Origin of the sequence: Micromonospora sp. NBC_00821, assembly GCF_036347035.1 — a bacterium.
Classification (GTDB): Bacteria; Actinomycetota; Actinomycetes; order Mycobacteriales; family Micromonosporaceae; genus Micromonospora; species Micromonospora hortensis.
The window spans coordinates 5,158,148-5,172,784 of the sequence record NZ_CP108880.1; the positions used below are offsets into that span (position 1 = coordinate 5,158,148).

Below are 14,637 nucleotides of genomic sequence, written 5' to 3' on the forward strand. Positions count from 1 at the left end.
TCTCGGATCAGCTCCCGCGACTACCCGCTGCGGACGCGCTCTAACGACAGCCTCCGGCGCTGCCGGCTACCGGTCCGCCGGCTCAAGTTTTCCGCAACTTCCCGGTCGTTCCGGCCCGACGTCGCGCCCGGACGACGATCCTGATGCCATCGGTGCCGGCGGGATCGAGCCGCCGCCCCGCACCGGGCACCTGAACGGGGGATCGCGCTCCGCCGGCAACGGCGCTGGCGTAGCGCGATCAGGGGACGATCACCGCTCCCGCACCCGCTCCGGCTCAGTGGACCAGGGTCGCCATCAGCCGGTCCAGTTCGGCCGCCGGGTCGGCGGTGAGACCGGTGTGCACCGGTCCCGTCTGGATCATCGTGCTGCGCGGCGCGGCCAGCCAGTGGAAGCGCTCACCGAGCCGCATCCGGGTCGCCGGCCCGTCACCGGAGCAGGTCCGGTCCCAGGAGTCGAGCACCGCGGCCACCGCCGGCAGGTCGACGTCGGGGGCCAGCGCGCGAACCCGGTCGGCGTCCAGGTGCGTCCGCGCGGCCAGGAAGTCGCGCTGCTGGCAGTAGAGCAACACCCCGACGTTGATCTGCTCACCGCGCTCGATGCGGGGCACGAGCCGGATCAACGCGTACTCGAAGGGTTTCCTCATGCCCCGCTCCCCGATGGCAGCCAGTCGGCCGTGCGGGCGACGCGGCGGGACAGGTGATCCAGGTACGCGCCGCGCGCCGCGTCGGCCGTCTCGAAGTCGGCGGCGGTCAACCACTCCCCCGGCACCAGGGCCAGCACCTCGGTGAGCAGCTCCGGGGTGACCTGGGGTGCCAACTCGGCGTCGGCCTCGGCCAGCCGCGACGCGTACGGCGCCAGCACGTGGTCCTCCGCGCGGTAGGCCCGGTGCACGGCGGCCTCGGCGCGCGGCCAGTTGTGGTGGAAGTACAGCGAGGCGCCGTGGTCGATCAACCACAGCTCCCGGTGCCAGACGAGCAGGTTCGGGTTGCGCCAACTCCGGTCGACGTTCTCCACGTACGCGTCGAACCACAGCACCCGGGAGGCCAGCGCCGGGTCGACGGGGTGCGCCACCGGGTCGAAGCCCAGCGCCCCGGGCAGGAAGTCCATTCCGAGGTTGGCGCCGCCGCTGTTGCGCAGCAGCTCCTGCACCTCCTGGTCGGGCTCGGCCCGCCCGATCACCGGGTCGATGTCGAGGACCACCAGCGGCGGCACCCGTAACCCCAGCCGGCGCGCCAACTCACCGCAGATCACCTCGGCGATCAGCGCCTTGGGGCCCTGGCCTGCGCCTCGGAACTTCGCCACGTAGGTGCCCAGGTCGTCGGCCTCCACCACGCCCGGCAGCGACCCACCCTCGCGCAGCGGGGTGACGTAACGGATCGCGGTGACCTGGCGGAGCACGCCGCCCACCTTACTGTGGTCGGCCGGGCCGGGTGGCGGGCCGGCCCAGACCGGCACGCGCGGTCAGTCGATCTTGTCGCGCAGCTTGTCGACCTGGGTCTGCAGGCGGTCCACGGCGTTCTCGTTGTTGACGAACGTGGTGATGCCCGCGGCCAGACCGAGCCCGATCAGCACCGCCAGGATGCTGAGCACCAGGCCGCCGATCGACACGCCACGACCGGTGACCCCGGGTCGGCGCGCCATCTTGAGGCCGACGATGCCGAGGATGATCCCGATGATGCCGAGCACCAACCCCAGCCAGGCGAGGATCGCCGTCAACACACTGAACAGACCGGCCACCCCGAACACCAGGGCGAAGGTCGCCGCGGCGCTCGTCTTCGCGCGGGCGTCCCCCCGATGGCCGCGGGACCCGGCCGTTACGCCGGCGCCCCGCGCCGGCTCGCTTGCGGCAGTCATGAGATTCCCTTCCGTACGCGCGGCGCGCACTTCCGGCGAGGCGCATTCCCACGGCGACCGCCGTTACGCCTCCCACCAGCAGGAGTGTCGGTGGTCGGCCCTAGGCTGGCCGCCCGGTCACGAAAAGGAGCGCAGGATGCCTGTCGATCTCAGCGCGGCCGACGCGCTGGCGCTGCGGATGACCAGCCTGCTGCTGCGCCCGCACCCGAGCACCCAACCCGGCACCGTCGCCGAGGTGGTCGAGTGGTTCGGCGCGATGCAGGCACAGGACCTGGCCAGCGGGCTGTGGTCGTTGGGCGCCCGGTTACCCGGTCGCAGCGTGGCCGACGTGCAGGCGGCGTTGGAGCGGCGTGAGGCGCTGCGCACCTGGCCGATGCGGGGCACAGTGCACCTCGTCCCGCCCGCCGACGCCCGCTGGATGCTGGAGCTGACCGGCGTACGATCCCTGGCCGGCGTGGCGACCCGGCGGGCGCAGCTCGGGCTCACCGAGGCCGACGCGGATCGGGCGGTGGACGTCCTCGGCGCCGCGTTGGCCGGCGGCGGTCGGCTCACCCGCGCGCAGTGCCTGACCACCCTGCGGGCGGCCGGCCTGGGCACCGACGGGCAGCGTGGCTACCACCTGCTGTGGTATGCGAGCGTTCGCGGCGTGACCTGCGTGGCGCCGAACGTCGGCACCGAGCAGACCTTCGCCCTGCTCGACGAGTGGGCGCCCACGTCCCACCGGCTGGAGCGGGACGAGGCGCTGGCAGTGCTCGCCCACCGCTACGTTCGCGGGCACGGCCCGGTCACCGACCGCGAGTTCGCCGGGTGGAGCGGCCTCACCCTGACCGACGCCCGACGCGGCCTGGCCGCCGCCGACGACGCCCTGAGCACGGTACGCGTCGAGGGCACTCCGATGTACGTCGACGCGACGGTGGCCGACGCACCACGCACCGCGCCGGACGACGTGCTGGCGCTGCCCGGCTTCGACGAGTACCTGCTCGGCTTCCGGGACCGCACGTTGATGCTCGACCCCGCCCACCAGGCGGCCGTCGTGCCGGGCAACAACGGCATCTTCCAGGCCACAGTGGTCCGCTCCGGGCGCGTGGTGGGCGTGTGGAAACGCAAGGTCGGCCGCACCGCTGTCACAGTGACGATCCAGCCGCTCACGACCCTCGACGTCGCCACGCGGGCCCGGGTGGAGCAGGCGCTCGGGTGCTACGCCGACTTCCTCGGGCTGCCGGCCCGCTTCGACTGGCTGACCTGACCCGGCGGTGTCACTGCTGCGGCGGCGCCGGGTCGGCCGGTCGTGGGCGGGCGGCGCTGAGCAGGTCGACGATCCGGGCCACCCGGGGGTCAGCGCGGATCTGCGCCACGCTGGCCGGCAGCGGCAGACGCCAGTTCGGATACTCGTCGACGGTGCCCGGCATGTTGGGTTGGCGCACCTCCCCCAGCACGTCGTAGAGGGAGACGCCGAGCAGCCGGGTCGGGCTGGCCGCGAGCGCGGCGTGCATCGCCACCACCACCTCACCGTCGTCGGGCGTCTTCGCCGGTTCGGCAGGCTCAGACCCGGGCGTCGGCGCGGGCAGCAGGTTCTCGGCAGCCAACATCGTGAGCAGCCGGTCCCGGTCGGCGGCGGCGCGGGCCCGCTCCACCGCCACGTCGGTGCCGAGCAGCTTCAACTCGTCACGCACCCGCACGTGCTCACCGGTCAGGAAGCCCGGCGCGGTGGGCAGGTCGTGGGTGGAGATGGTGGCCAGGGCGTTTCGCGGCCACCGGGCCGGCGGGACGAAGTCACCGGCCTCGTCACGTGCGAACCACAGCACTGTCGAGCCGAGCATGTTGCGCCCCCGCAACCCTCGGGTCACCGCGGGTTGGACAGTGCCGAGATCCTCACCGACGACCACCGCGCCGGCCCGGTGCGCCTCCAACGCGAGGATGCCGAGCATCGCCTCGGCGTCGTAGCGCACGTAGGTGCCCTCGGCCGCACCGCCGCCCGGAGGCACCCACCACAGTCGCCACAGGCCGGCGACGTGGTCGACCCGCAGGCCACCGGCGTGCCGCAGGACGCGGCGCAGCATGTCCCGGTACGCGGCGTACCCGGTGGCGGCGAGCCGGTCCGGGCGCCACGCGGCGAGCCCCCAGTCCTGACCGAGCTGGTTGAAGTCGTCCGGCGGCGCGCCCACCCGCACACCCTGGGCCAGCACGTCGGCGAGCTGCCACCCGTCCGCGCCGCCCGGGTCGATGCCGACGGCCAGGTCGTGCACGACACCGACCGGCATCCCCGCCGAGCGGGCCGCCGCCGTGACGGCGTCGAGCTGCTCGTCGCAGAGATGTTGCAGCCAGGCGTGGAAGGCGACCCGGTCGGCGAGACGCCGACGCTGCTCGGCGACCGCCGGCGCGTCGGGGTGGTGCAGCTCCGCCGGCCAGGCACGCCAGTCGTTGCCGTGCCGCTCGGCGAGCGCGCACCAGGTGGCGAAGCTGGTCAGCGCCGGGTCCGCGGCAAGATCCACCGGCTGGGCGTACGGGTGCAGCAACTCCAGGGCGCGCCGCTTCGCCGCCCACACCTCGTCGTAGTCGATCAGGTGCCCCCGGTCGGGACGCAACGCGTCGACCACCGCCCGGGTGGCCGCGTCGGCCTCCCGGTACGCGGCGGTGTCGCTGACCCGCAGGTACAGCGGATTGACGAAGCGTCGACTGGCCGGCGAATACGGTGAGGTGGCCACCGGGTGCGCCGGCCCGACCGCGTGCAGTGGGTTGAGCAGCACCAGCCCCGCCCCGGTGGCACCGGCCCACCCGGTGAACTCGGCGAGGTCACCGATGTCGCCCATGCCCCAGGATCGCTCCGAGGTGAGCGCGTAGAGCTGGAGCATCCACCCCCAGCTCGACGGCGGCACCGGCAGCCGGCGCGGCACCACCACCAGTGTCACCTCGCGGTCGGCGCAGGCCAGCCGGTGCCAACCCAGCGGCAGGTCGGCCGGCAGCTCACCGTCGACCGCGCGGCGGCCACCGTCCTCCAGGGTCACCACCCCCGGGCCGGGCAGCGCCCGGCCGCGACCGTGGGTGAGCACGACCGTCTCCGGCAGGGCGCTCCGGTCGACCGCACGGGCCGCGGCGAGTGCGTCGGCGATCGCCGACGGGCTGGTGGCGTCCACGCCGAGCAGCCCCAGCACACCCACCACGGTCTCCGGCGCGACGGCGACGCGGCGGTGCCGCCAATCCTCGTACCAGGTGGAAACACCGTGCGCGTTTGCCAGCGCGGCCAATCGTCGATTCATCCCGCCCCCGCTCCACGACGAAACCTGCGACCACCCTGCCACGCCAGCCCACACGCCGCAGGACACGGCGCCCCGCGCGCCCTCGCCGCGCCGATCTTGCACTTTCTGTCCCGACAGAAGGGGCAATCCATCTCATGCCGACAACCGAAAGTGCAAGATCGGCGCGAAAATGGGGCGTCAGTCGGCGAGCGCGCCGGCGGCCCGACCCTCGTGCAGGGTCAGGTTGCGGCCGTTGGCCGGGTCGAACAGGTGGATCTTCTCCAGGTTGAACCAGACTCGGCGCGTCTGCCCCTCGGCTACCGGGGACTCGGCGGACAACCGGGTCACCAGGTTGCCGCCGGCGCCGGCGAAGTCGGCGGCACCCGCGTCGGCGGCCAACTCCTCCAACTCGGCGGCGCTGGCCTTCTCCCCCTCGACGGTGAAGTAGACGTACTTGTCCGAGCCCATCGACTCGACGATGTCCACCGGCGCCTCGAACTCCATGCCCCGCCGACGGGTGTCGTCGTCGACCAGTTCGGCGTCCTCGAAGTGCTCGGGTCGGATGCCGAGGATCAGCTCGCGGGGCGCGTCGGCCGCCTCCAACTCCCGGCGGACCCGGTCACCGATCGGCACCGTGCCCAGGGCGGTGTGCAGCTCGCCGTCCTGCACTGCGGCGTGCAGAAAGTTCATCGACGGAGAGCCGATGAAGCCGGCCACGAAGAGGTTCTTCGGGTGGTCGTACAGCTCCTGTGGCGGCCCGACCTGCTGCACCGCACCCCCGCGCATGATCACCACACGGTCGCCGAGGGTCATCGCCTCGGTCTGGTCGTGGGTGACGTAGACGGTGGTGGTGCCGAGCTGCTTCTGCAGGCGGGACACCACTGTGCGCATCTGCACCCGCAGCTTGGCGTCGAGGTTGGACAGCGGCTCGTCCATCAGGAAAGCCTTCGGCTGGCGGACGATCGCCCGGCCCATCGCCACCCGCTGACGCTGGCCACCGGAGAGGTTGGCCGGCTTGCGGTCCAGCAGCGAGGTCAGCTCCAGCACCTTCGCCGCCTCGTCGACCTTGCGGTCGATGGTCTCCTTGTCGAGCTTCGCCAGCCGCAGCGGGAACGCCATGTTCTCCCGCACTGTCATGTTCGGGTACAGCGCGTACGACTGGAACACCATGGCGATGTCCCGGTCCCGGGGGGCCTTGTCGTTGACCCGCTGCCCGGCGATGCGTAGCTCACCGGAGCTGATGTCCTCCAGCCCGGCGATCATGTTGAGGGTGGTGGACTTTCCGCAGCCCGAGGGCCCGACCAGGATCACGAACTCGCCGTCGGCGATCTCCAGGTCGACGTCCTGCACGGCGACGGTCCCGTCCGGGAAGCTCTTGCTCACCTTGTCCAGCACGATGTCAGCCATGACTACCCACCTATCCCTTGACCGCGCCGGAGGTCAGACCGGACACGATGCGACGCTGGAAGAAGAGAACGAACAGGATGATCGGAACGGTGATCACCACGGCGGCGGCGCAGATCGCCCCGGTGGGGTCCTCGAACTGCGACGCGCCGGTGAAGAACGACAACGCGGCCGGCACCGTGCGGGACCGCTCGGTCGAGGTCAGCGAGATGGCGAACAGGAAGTCGTTCCAGCAGAAGATGAAGACCAGGATCGCGGTGGTGAACAGCCCGGGCGCGGCCAGTGGCGCGATCACCCGCCGGAACGCCTGGGCCTGGGTGGCGCCGTCCATCTTCGCTGCCTTCTCCAGATCCCACGGGATCTGCTTGAAGAACGCCGACAGCGTGTAGATCGCCAGCGGCAGCGCGAAGGTGATGTACGGCAGGATCAGCCCCAGCCAGGTGTCGAAGATCTTGAGCTGACGCTCGATCTCGAACAGCGGCGACACCAGTGACACCTGCGGGAACATCGCGATCAGCAGGGAGACGCCGACCAGCAGCTTCTTACCGGGGAAGTCCAGCCGGCTGATCGCGTACGCGGCCATCGCGCCGAGCACCACAGCGATCAGCGTGGCGATCAGCGCGACGCCGATCGAGTTGACCAGCGCCCGGACGAACTGGTCGGTGTCGAAGATGGTCCGGTAGTTGTCCAGCGTCCATTCGCGGGGGATGAAGTTCCCGTCGGTGAGGGTGGCCGGCGTCTTGAACGACAGCGACGCGATCCACAGCACCGGGACCAGCGCGAAGACGACCACGAGGACGTCGAGCAGACCCCAGCGCAGCTTTGCCCTGGTAGTGGTTTCGACAGCCATGTCAGCGCCTCTCTCCGTCGTCGCTGCCCGGAGCAGCGGTGCCGAACAGCTTCACGAAGACGAAGGCGATGATCGCCACGGTGATGAAGATCAGCACCGACATCGTCGAACCGATGCCGAGGTTGAGGCCCCGGATCAGGTTGTTGTAGGCGAGCATCGACACCGACGACGTCTCGTTGCCTCCGGCGGTCAGCACGAAAATGTTGTCGAAGACCCGGAACGCGTCCAGGGTGCGGAACAGCAACGCGACAAGGATCGCCGGCTTCATCACCGGCAGCATCACCTTGGTGAACTTCTGCCAGGCGGTCGCGCCGTCGGTGGAGGCCGCCTTGAGCAGGTCCTCGGGGACCAGCGCCAGGCCGGCCATCAGCAGCAGCGCCATGAACGGGGTGGTCTTCCAGATCTCCGCCAGCATGATGATCGCCAGGGAGCTGGCCCGTTCGGTGAGCGGCGCGCCGTCGCTGAACAGGTCGGCCAGGTAGCCGGTGCCGGGCGTCCAGGCGTACCGCCAGGAGAACGCGGCGACCACTGTGACGATCCCGTACGGGATCAGCGCCGAGGTCCGAACCAGGCCGCGCCCGACCAGGGTGCGGTGCATGATGATCGCCAGGCCCATGCCGAGCACCAGCTCGATGGCCACGGTGACCACCGTGATCAGCGTGGTCACCCCGAACGCGGTCCACCAGAACTCGTTGGTGAGCACAGTGACGTAGTTCTCCAGCCCGATGAACTCACGCTGGTCGGGGAAACGCAGGTCGAAGCGCTGCAACGACAGCCAGACCGAGTAGATGATCGGGTACGCGGTCACCGCGATCATGACCAGCGCGGCCGGCGCGCAGAGCAGCAGACCGAGCCGGCGTTCGGCCTTCTTGTTCTCGCTCAACGGGGGCTTGCGACGGCCACCGCGTTGCTTCGGTACGGCGGCGGGCCGGCGGGTCTCTTCTGCGGCGACGTCGGCGCCGGTCGGCGTGGCGTTGATGCTCACGGCAGGACCCCCTTGGATTGGAGGGCGTCGGCGATGGCGTCGCGCAGCTCGTCGGCGGTCTGCTGCGGGCGGATGCCGGACGGCGGCGACAGGATCGCCGACATCACTGTGGAGATGCTCTGGTAGGCGGGGGTCAGCGGACGCGTCGCCGGTTCCTTCAGCTCCTCCAGGATGGTGTCCTTCATCGGGTACGCCTCGGTCATCTCCGGGTCGTCGAAGACCGCTTCGATGGTCGGCGGCACACCGTCGTTGATGGCGGAGAACTTCTGGTGCTCGGCGCTGCGGATGCACCGGGCCGCTTCGAAGGACTGCTCCGGGTGCTTGGAGTAGGAGCTGACCGCCAGGTTGACCCCACCGATGGTGACCTTGCTGGGGGTGCCCTCGTCGATGCCCGGAATCCGAGCCCAGCCGACCTGCTTGGCCAGCTCCGGGTTCGCCTCCTGAAGAGCCGGGTAGACGAACGGCCAGTTCACCTGGAACGCGCCCGCGCCGGACTGGAACTCCAGCCGAACCGGGTCCTCGGTGGCGTTGCTGAACGACGGCGAGGTCACGCCCGACGTGGCGAACGTCTTCAGTTGCTCCAACGCCCGGACCGTGCCCTCGTCCATCACGGCCTTCGTACCGTCGTCGTTGAGGATCTTCCCGCCGGCGCTCTCGGCCAGGGTGTTGTAGAGGACGACCAGACCCTCGTACTGCGCGCCCATGGTGAGCACCTGGTACGGCTTGCCCTGGTCCTTGAGCTGCTGGGCCGCGCTGATCATCTGGTCCCAGGTGGTCGGCGGCTGCGGCACCAGGTCCTTGCGGTACCAGAGCAACTGGACGTTTGTGTTCTTCGGCGCCGCGTACAACTTGTCCTCGTACCGGGCGGTGTCCAACGGCCCGGCGAGGGTGCCCTGCTCGACCTCGGCCTTGTCCTGACCGGTCCACTCGCGGATCCAGTCGGCGCTGGCGAACTCCTGGGTCCAGGTGACGTCCAGCCCGAGCAGATCCATCCCGCTGTCCTCGGCGGCCAGCCGGCGCACCATCTGCACCCGCTGGTCGTCGGCCTGCCGGGGCAGCACCCGGTAGGCGATCTCGTACCGTCCCTGGGCCTGCGCGTTGCAGTCGTCGACGACCTTCTGCAGGTTCTGCTCGGGCGGGTAGTACAGGTTGATCGTCGGTGGGCCACCAGCGTCGTCCGCGCCGCACGCGGCCAGCGGTGCCACGAGTGCCAGCGCGGCAGCCGCCGCGCCCAGCCGAACAACTGGCCGGCGTCGGTGTCGAGCCGTTTCGGGGTCCGTCATCGCCCTCCCCCTCTCCTCGGCGAAAGACCGGGGAGGGCATCCGTGCCCCGGCGCACGGCGAGCCGGTTCCGAGTCGGCAAGCTGCGGAAACTCCGGCCCGGATGCTCTGTAGCGGCTACTCTGCCCCACCCGTGAAGTCGCGAAACCTGGCTGTCACAGCGGAAGTCGACGCCGGTATATCGTGACGCCGAATAGCAAGGTAGTATGTGTCGCATGGTAGCGGCGGAGAGCCAGTCCATCGACGACAACGACCGGCAGACCCAACTCCTGCGGGGCGCGCTGGACATGTGCCTGCTGGCGCTGCTGGCACGCGAGCCAGCGCACGGCTACGAGCTGGTTCGGCGAATGGAGACGGCCGGCTTCGGCGCCATCAGCTACGGCACCATCTATCCCCTGCTGACTCGCATGCGCCGACTTGGCCTTGTCGCTCACGAACAGCAGGTGAGCCCAACCGGCCCACCCCGAAAGGTCTACGCGCTGACCGGGTCCGGTCGGATCCACCTGGATGCCTGGCACAACCAGTGGAACCGCTTCACCGACACCGTCGACGCCGTTCTCCGCCCGCTCGACCACACCCCCACGAGGAGTTGACCCATGGACACCATCGACCGCCTTCTGGGCGAAGCCGACCAGGCGTGGCGCGGGGACGGAGTCGGCTCGGCCGATCGGGCGGCACTCGCCGCGGACCTGCGCCTCGACCTGCGGGCAGCGGCTGCCGACGGGGGCGATCCCGCACAGTTGATCGGCGGTGACGTGGCCGGCTTCGCGCGGCGGCTCGCCGACGAGGCTGGCGTCCAACGGGTGCGTGGCGACTACGGCCGCATTCTCGGCACCGCGCTGATCGGCGCGGTGCTCGGTGTCGTGCTCGGCTACGGCCTCCTGATGGCGGCCTACCCGGTCTTCGTCCGCATGGTCGACATCCCCCGCTCGATCGACGTACCGGTCCAGCTCGCCGTCGCCGTCTACTACGGCATACCGGCCGCCGTGGTCGTCACGGGAGCGGTCATCGCGGTGCGGACCCGGCTCCGCGACCTGCCCAGGATCCGGCGGACGGCTCAGTTGATGAGCGTCCTCCTGCCGGTGGCCGGCATCGTCATCACGCCGATCACCGTCACCTTCGCCTGGACCACCGACTACAGCGCGGCACCACCGGTGGTGGTCACGGAGATCGCCATGGTCCTGGCCGCGCTCGCGGGCGCCACGGTGCTGGCGCGTCGCTTGTCACTGCGCGAGGGCCGGACCGCCGCCGACAGCCCGCACCCGGACGCCACCAGAGTCAAACCCGCCTGACGGTACGAGCAGCGCCAGGCCGGAGTATGACAGGTGTAAGCTGCGCGTATGACAGAGCCCCAGCGCCGCTTCACGATCTCCGTCCCCCCAGACGTGAGTCAGATCCTGGAGAGCCAGGGCAACCGCATGGCCAGTGCCTACGTCACCGAGTCGGTGCGTCGGCGCAAGCGGGTGGAGCAGCACAAGGAGTTGTTGCTCGCCGCCGGCATTCACATCACTGAGCAGGGTGTGGCCGAGGCTCGGGCCCGCCGCCTGGGCGTGGAGGCTGAGTGGCCTGCGGAGCGGTTCGAGGCGGAGCGCGCCAAGATCCGCGCCGCCATGGAGGCCGAGATGAACGGTGACGACACCGCGCCCCGCGCCGACGCCGCATGACCTCGGAGACAACACCACCAGTTCGGCTCATCCTGGACCGGTCGGCCCTGCTGGGATACGCCGTCCTCCGGACGGTGCACGTGGGCGAGCCCGTCCACGAGGTGATTGAGGACGGGGTGCGGTTCGGGGTGCCGGTGGTGGCAGCGACCGAAGCGTTGACCATGGCGACCGGCAAGGACCTGGCCCTGCTGCACAAGCTGCTGGCCTTGACTTCCTGCGCGCTTCTGCCCGAGCAGGCGGAGGATCTACCGGAGCTGACCTTCTGGCAGCGCAGGACCCGCCGTTTCGACCTGGCCGCAGCCGCCGTGGCGGGCCTGACCCACGACGCCGCGGTGCTGACCAGTGAGGGGCCCGGATACTCCGACGGGGTGCCACTGATCCCCTTTCCGGGATGAACGACGGCTGCCCGAGCGTCAACCCCGGGCCCTGGCCCAGGAGAGGAAGCGCTCGGTCATCCCGGTCGGCGGATGATCCGGGTGGAGTTGGGTGAGCTGGTTCGTCGCCTCGTGCATCACAGTGCCGAGGTAGATCAGCAGCGCGGTCCGGCTGGTCCGGTACTCCGTCAGCAGGGCGAGCTTGGCCGGTTGGCAGGGCCACTCGGCGCCACAGTTGCGGCACCGCCACAGCGGGCGCATGGCGACATGCGGGACGGGCGGCCGAACCACCATCACCGCCACCACGTCGAGGGCTGCTGGCCTGTCGGGGTGAGCACATCGACCTCCTCGGGGACGGGGACGGGGCCGCTCCCGCAAGGGGGAAACGGGAGCGACCCCGGAGGGCAGGGCCCACCGCCGCCATTCCGGCCACCAGCGGACCCGCCACTGGTGACAGTCTGGTGATGAGGCGACTACCGTCGATACGTGCTCGCGCCATCTGTGCAGCTCAGCGGTCCAGGTGAGCACCCATGACGGACACGCCGAGCCAGACTGAGCGAAGGTTGGGGAATCGATGGGGACCGTCACCGACTACGTGCTGGAGGAACTGCGTCTGTTCCGGACGGGGTCCGGGCTCAGTCAGGACGACTTCGGCCGGGGCATCGGCTATTCGGGTTCGCACGTCAGCTCTGTGGAGACCGGCGGGCGACCGCCCACGAAGGAGTACATGAGGGCTGTCGACACGCACCACCAGACCGGCGGACGCTTCCTCCGCATGCTGGACGGGTTGGCCCGGCTCGACGCCGAGCCGGCCTGGCTGCGCGAGTGGATCGAGTTCGAACGGGAGGCGACCACGCTGCGCTGGTTCGAGTTGGCGTACGTGCCGGGCCTGCTCCAGACCGAGCGGTACGCCCGCGCGACGTTGGCCGGTGGACGGTTCGACGTCGAGGACGTGGACCGGATCGTCGCCTCCCGGCTGGAGCGGCAGGCGATCCTGCACCGCCCACGCCCGCCGCAGCTCATCGCCGTGCTGGACGAGGCGGTGCTGCGCCGGCCGGTGCTCGACCAGCCGGGCCTCATGGTCGAGCAGTGCGAGCACCTGGTCCAGTTGGCGACGGCGGAGCATATCCAGGTGCACATCGTCCCAACGGATGCTGGGATGTACCTGGGGATGGGCGGTCAGTTCATCATCGCCGAGATGCCGGACGGTGAACGCGTGACCTATGCCGACAACCAGCTCACCGCGCAGATCGTCGATGCACCGGCCGACGTCGCTAAGCTGGCGAAGACGTGGGAGATCGTGCGGAACGAGGCGCTCCCCCGCCGGCAGTCAACCGAGCTGATCAAGGAAGTGGCGAAGTCATGGGCATGCTGACCCCACAGTGGCGAAAGTCGACCCGGTCCGGCGGCAACGGCGGAGCTTGCATCGAGGTCGCCGACAACCTGCCGAGCGTGGTGCTGGTGCGCGACACCAAGGACCGCGACGGCGGCACCCTGCACGTCGACCCGACGGCCTGGAAAGCGTTCGTCGCGTACGCCAAGCAGCACTGAACACGAAGCTCGGAGAAGACCCCTCGACCTAGGGCACTCTGAGATCTTGGACAGTTTCCGTTATAACAGAACGGAAACTGTCCAAGATCTACCCGGAAAGGTCCCGCGACCGCCGGCAGTCAGTTCGATGACGAACTACCGCCCCGGCCATCGGACAGCAGCGGCCTGAGCCTCAGCTTGCTATCGCTGCTTCCTGCGTTTCCGGCTGGGTGCCCGGACGGGCGAGCCGGGTCGCGGCACCCGCGAGCACGGCACCGGCGATGGCCAGGGCGAGAATCTGCCAGGCCGGCCCCAACGGGTAGTAGGGGCCGGGTGTGAATGCGCTGTGCACGGTGAAGACCGGACCGACGTCGCCGTGATCTCGGAATGTCCGCAACACGTTGCCGTACAGGGCTACTGCCGGCAGAGCGAGCGCGATCAGAGCGACGGCCCAGAGCCCGGCGGAGGCGCGTCGCCGTTCGGCCGACGCCTCCACGATCCGGTAGGCGAGTGCCGCTGCGAACAGCCATCCGACGACAAGTCCGATCAGGATGCCCATCACGATCAGAGGTAGGAACAGGGGCCTGCTCTGCGCCCAGCCGTCGTTGAGTTGCGCAACGGAAGGTCGGCGAAGGACCTTCTGCCCGGACACGTTCGCCCGGACCAGGCATGCTGGGACGATGATCGCGCGCTTCAAGGACCTCTGCCTGGACGCCACCGACCCGCTCGCGCTGGGTGCCTTCTGGGCCCGGATACTCGACGGCGACGTGGCCGATGCCGGTGACGACGACACCCGGGTGGACCCGCGCTCGGCGCGCTCGAACGCCGAGTCCATCTGGGTGAACAAGGTGCCCGAGCCACGGGTCGGCACGACCCGCGTACACCTGGATCTGCGGTTGGCCGGCGCGGACCCGGCGGCGTTGCTCGCGGACGGCGCCCGGCTGGTCCGCGAACCGGGCGGCGAGGCGACCTGGTGGGTGCTCGACGACCCGGAGGGCAACGAGTTCTGCGCGTTCCCGGCCCGAGAGGGCACCCGACCGGGCCCGTTCGAGCTGGTGGTGGCCTCGACCGACCCGGCGTCGCAGGCGACCTGGTGGGCCGGGATGGTCGGCGGCACCGTCGAGCACGAGTCGAGCACCTCGTCGGTGGTCGGCGCGTCCGGGTTCCCGTGGGACTACTGGGTGTTCGTCGGGGTGTCCGAGCCCAAGGTGGTCAAGAACCGGCTGCACTGGGACGTCGACCTGGTCGACCCGGAGCCGATGGCACTGATCGCGGCGGGCGCGACGCTGCTGAGCGAGCCTCTCGACGAGACGCACTGGTGGTGGGTGCTGGCTGACCCCGAGGGCAACGAGTTCTGCGCCTTCGCCCCACGCCCCACCGGGTGAACGACCGACTACCGAGCGCGGGCGTCGTCGGCTAGCGTTTTCCTAGCGCCGTAGCCGGCGCGTTCGCCGCCGCC

General features: G+C 70.3%; 18 protein-coding genes. 8 read left to right on the forward strand and 10 right to left on the reverse strand.

The window, feature by feature from the left end; translation table 11 throughout:
• Nucleotides 1-274 precede the first annotated feature (274 nt).
• The 3 genes from OHB44_RS23405 to OHB44_RS23415 form a co-directional block, all read right to left on the reverse strand.
• Complete coding sequence (locus OHB44_RS23405) at nt 275-643, reverse strand: DUF3037 domain-containing protein (protein ID WP_266305030.1); 369 nt, start codon at nt 641-643, stop codon at nt 275-277.
• Nucleotides 640-1,398 carry a HipA family kinase gene (locus tag OHB44_RS23410; RefSeq protein ID WP_238686699.1) on the reverse strand — a complete coding sequence of 253 codons (759 nt, stop codon included), beginning with the start codon at nt 1,396-1,398 and terminating at the stop codon, nt 640-642. Before OHB44_RS23410 ends, OHB44_RS23405 begins: the two co-directional genes overlap by 4 nt.
• A gap of 63 nt (nt 1,399-1,461) precedes the next feature.
• Nucleotides 1,462-1,854 carry a hypothetical protein gene (locus OHB44_RS23415; protein WP_238686698.1) on the reverse strand — a complete coding sequence of 131 codons (393 nt, stop codon included), beginning with the start codon at nt 1,852-1,854 and terminating at the stop codon, nt 1,462-1,464.
• A 136-nt stretch (nt 1,855-1,990) separates the two neighbouring features.
• Between OHB44_RS23415 and OHB44_RS23420 the strand changes: the two genes are divergently transcribed.
• Nucleotides 1,991-3,100 carry a winged helix DNA-binding domain-containing protein gene (locus tag OHB44_RS23420; RefSeq protein ID WP_330438305.1) on the forward strand — a complete coding sequence of 370 codons (1,110 nt, stop codon included), beginning with the start codon at nt 1,991-1,993 and terminating at the stop codon, nt 3,098-3,100.
• Between the two features lie 10 nt (nt 3,101-3,110).
• On the opposite strand, the gene malQ is transcribed toward OHB44_RS23420, so the two are convergent.
• The 5 genes from malQ to OHB44_RS23445 all read right to left on the reverse strand — a co-directional run bounded on the left by malQ (nt 3,111) and on the right by OHB44_RS23445 (nt 9,612).
• Nucleotides 3,111-5,111: a 4-alpha-glucanotransferase gene (gene malQ, locus OHB44_RS23425; RefSeq protein WP_330438306.1), complete on the reverse strand. Its 2,001-nt coding sequence runs from the start codon at nt 5,109-5,111 to the stop codon at nt 3,111-3,113.
• A 177-nt stretch (nt 5,112-5,288) separates the two neighbouring features.
• The gene (locus OHB44_RS23430) at nt 5,289-6,497 is read right to left on the reverse strand and encodes an ABC transporter ATP-binding protein (protein ID WP_124858596.1); all 1,209 of its coding nucleotides are present in this window, start codon (nt 6,495-6,497) and stop codon (nt 5,289-5,291) included.
• A gap of 10 nt (nt 6,498-6,507) precedes the next feature.
• Complete coding sequence (locus tag OHB44_RS23435) at nt 6,508-7,344, reverse strand: carbohydrate ABC transporter permease (RefSeq protein WP_238686695.1); 837 nt, start codon at nt 7,342-7,344, stop codon at nt 6,508-6,510.
• A gap of 1 nt (nt 7,345) precedes the next feature.
• A complete protein-coding gene (locus OHB44_RS23440) occupies nt 7,346-8,329 on the reverse strand; it encodes a carbohydrate ABC transporter permease (protein ID WP_330438309.1) in 984 nt (327 codons plus the stop codon).
• Nucleotides 8,326-9,612, reverse strand: a complete 1,287-nt coding sequence (locus OHB44_RS23445; protein WP_238686694.1) for an ABC transporter substrate-binding protein — start codon at nt 9,610-9,612, stop codon at nt 8,326-8,328. The genes OHB44_RS23440 and OHB44_RS23445 overlap by 4 nt, the downstream gene beginning before the upstream one ends.
• Before the next feature lie 213 nt (nt 9,613-9,825).
• Between OHB44_RS23445 and OHB44_RS23450 the strand changes: the two genes are divergently transcribed.
• The 4 genes from OHB44_RS23450 to OHB44_RS23465 are packed head-to-tail and all read left to right on the forward strand — an operon-like array spanning nt 9,826 to nt 11,669.
• A complete protein-coding gene (locus tag OHB44_RS23450) occupies nt 9,826-10,203 on the forward strand; it encodes a PadR family transcriptional regulator (RefSeq protein ID WP_238686693.1) in 378 nt (125 codons plus the stop codon).
• A gap of 3 nt (nt 10,204-10,206) precedes the next feature.
• Nucleotides 10,207-10,902, forward strand: a complete 696-nt coding sequence (locus OHB44_RS23455) for a hypothetical protein (RefSeq protein WP_266305027.1) — start codon at nt 10,207-10,209, stop codon at nt 10,900-10,902.
• Between the two features lie 48 nt (nt 10,903-10,950).
• The gene (locus OHB44_RS23460; RefSeq protein ID WP_266305026.1) at nt 10,951-11,274 is read left to right on the forward strand and encodes a hypothetical protein; all 324 of its coding nucleotides are present in this window, start codon (nt 10,951-10,953) and stop codon (nt 11,272-11,274) included.
• Nucleotides 11,271-11,669 (forward strand): hypothetical protein, encoded by a 399-nt coding sequence (locus OHB44_RS23465; protein ID WP_238686690.1) that lies wholly within the window; start codon nt 11,271-11,273, stop codon nt 11,667-11,669. The genes OHB44_RS23460 and OHB44_RS23465 overlap by 4 nt, the downstream gene beginning before the upstream one ends.
• 18 nt (nt 11,670-11,687) lie before the next feature.
• Here the strand turns inward: OHB44_RS23465 and OHB44_RS23470 are convergent, their stop codons facing one another.
• Nucleotides 11,688-11,942: a flavin reductase gene (locus OHB44_RS23470; protein WP_330438311.1), complete on the reverse strand. Its 255-nt coding sequence runs from the start codon at nt 11,940-11,942 to the stop codon at nt 11,688-11,690.
• 280 nt (nt 11,943-12,222) lie between these two features.
• On the opposite strand from OHB44_RS23470, the gene OHB44_RS23475 reads away from it, so the two are divergent.
• Both OHB44_RS23475 and OHB44_RS23480 read left to right on the forward strand, forming a co-directional pair.
• The gene (locus OHB44_RS23475; protein WP_330438312.1) at nt 12,223-13,023 is read left to right on the forward strand and encodes a helix-turn-helix domain-containing protein; all 801 of its coding nucleotides are present in this window, start codon (nt 12,223-12,225) and stop codon (nt 13,021-13,023) included.
• Entirely contained in the window at nt 13,017-13,199 is a 183-nt protein-coding gene (locus OHB44_RS23480; protein WP_330441271.1) for a DUF397 domain-containing protein, read from the forward strand. The genes OHB44_RS23475 and OHB44_RS23480 overlap by 7 nt, the downstream gene beginning before the upstream one ends.
• 172 nt (nt 13,200-13,371) lie before the next feature.
• Here OHB44_RS23480 and OHB44_RS23485 read toward each other — a convergent pair whose 3' ends face one another.
• Entirely contained in the window at nt 13,372-13,875 is a 504-nt protein-coding gene (locus tag OHB44_RS23485) for a hypothetical protein (RefSeq protein WP_330438313.1), read from the reverse strand.
• Here OHB44_RS23485 and OHB44_RS23490 point away from each other — a divergent pair.
• Nucleotides 13,859-14,563, forward strand: a complete 705-nt coding sequence (locus OHB44_RS23490) for a VOC family protein (protein WP_330438314.1) — start codon at nt 13,859-13,861, stop codon at nt 14,561-14,563. The two genes, OHB44_RS23485 and OHB44_RS23490, sit on opposite strands and share 17 nt — an antisense overlap.
• The last annotated feature ends 74 nt before the right edge of the window (nt 14,564-14,637 follow it).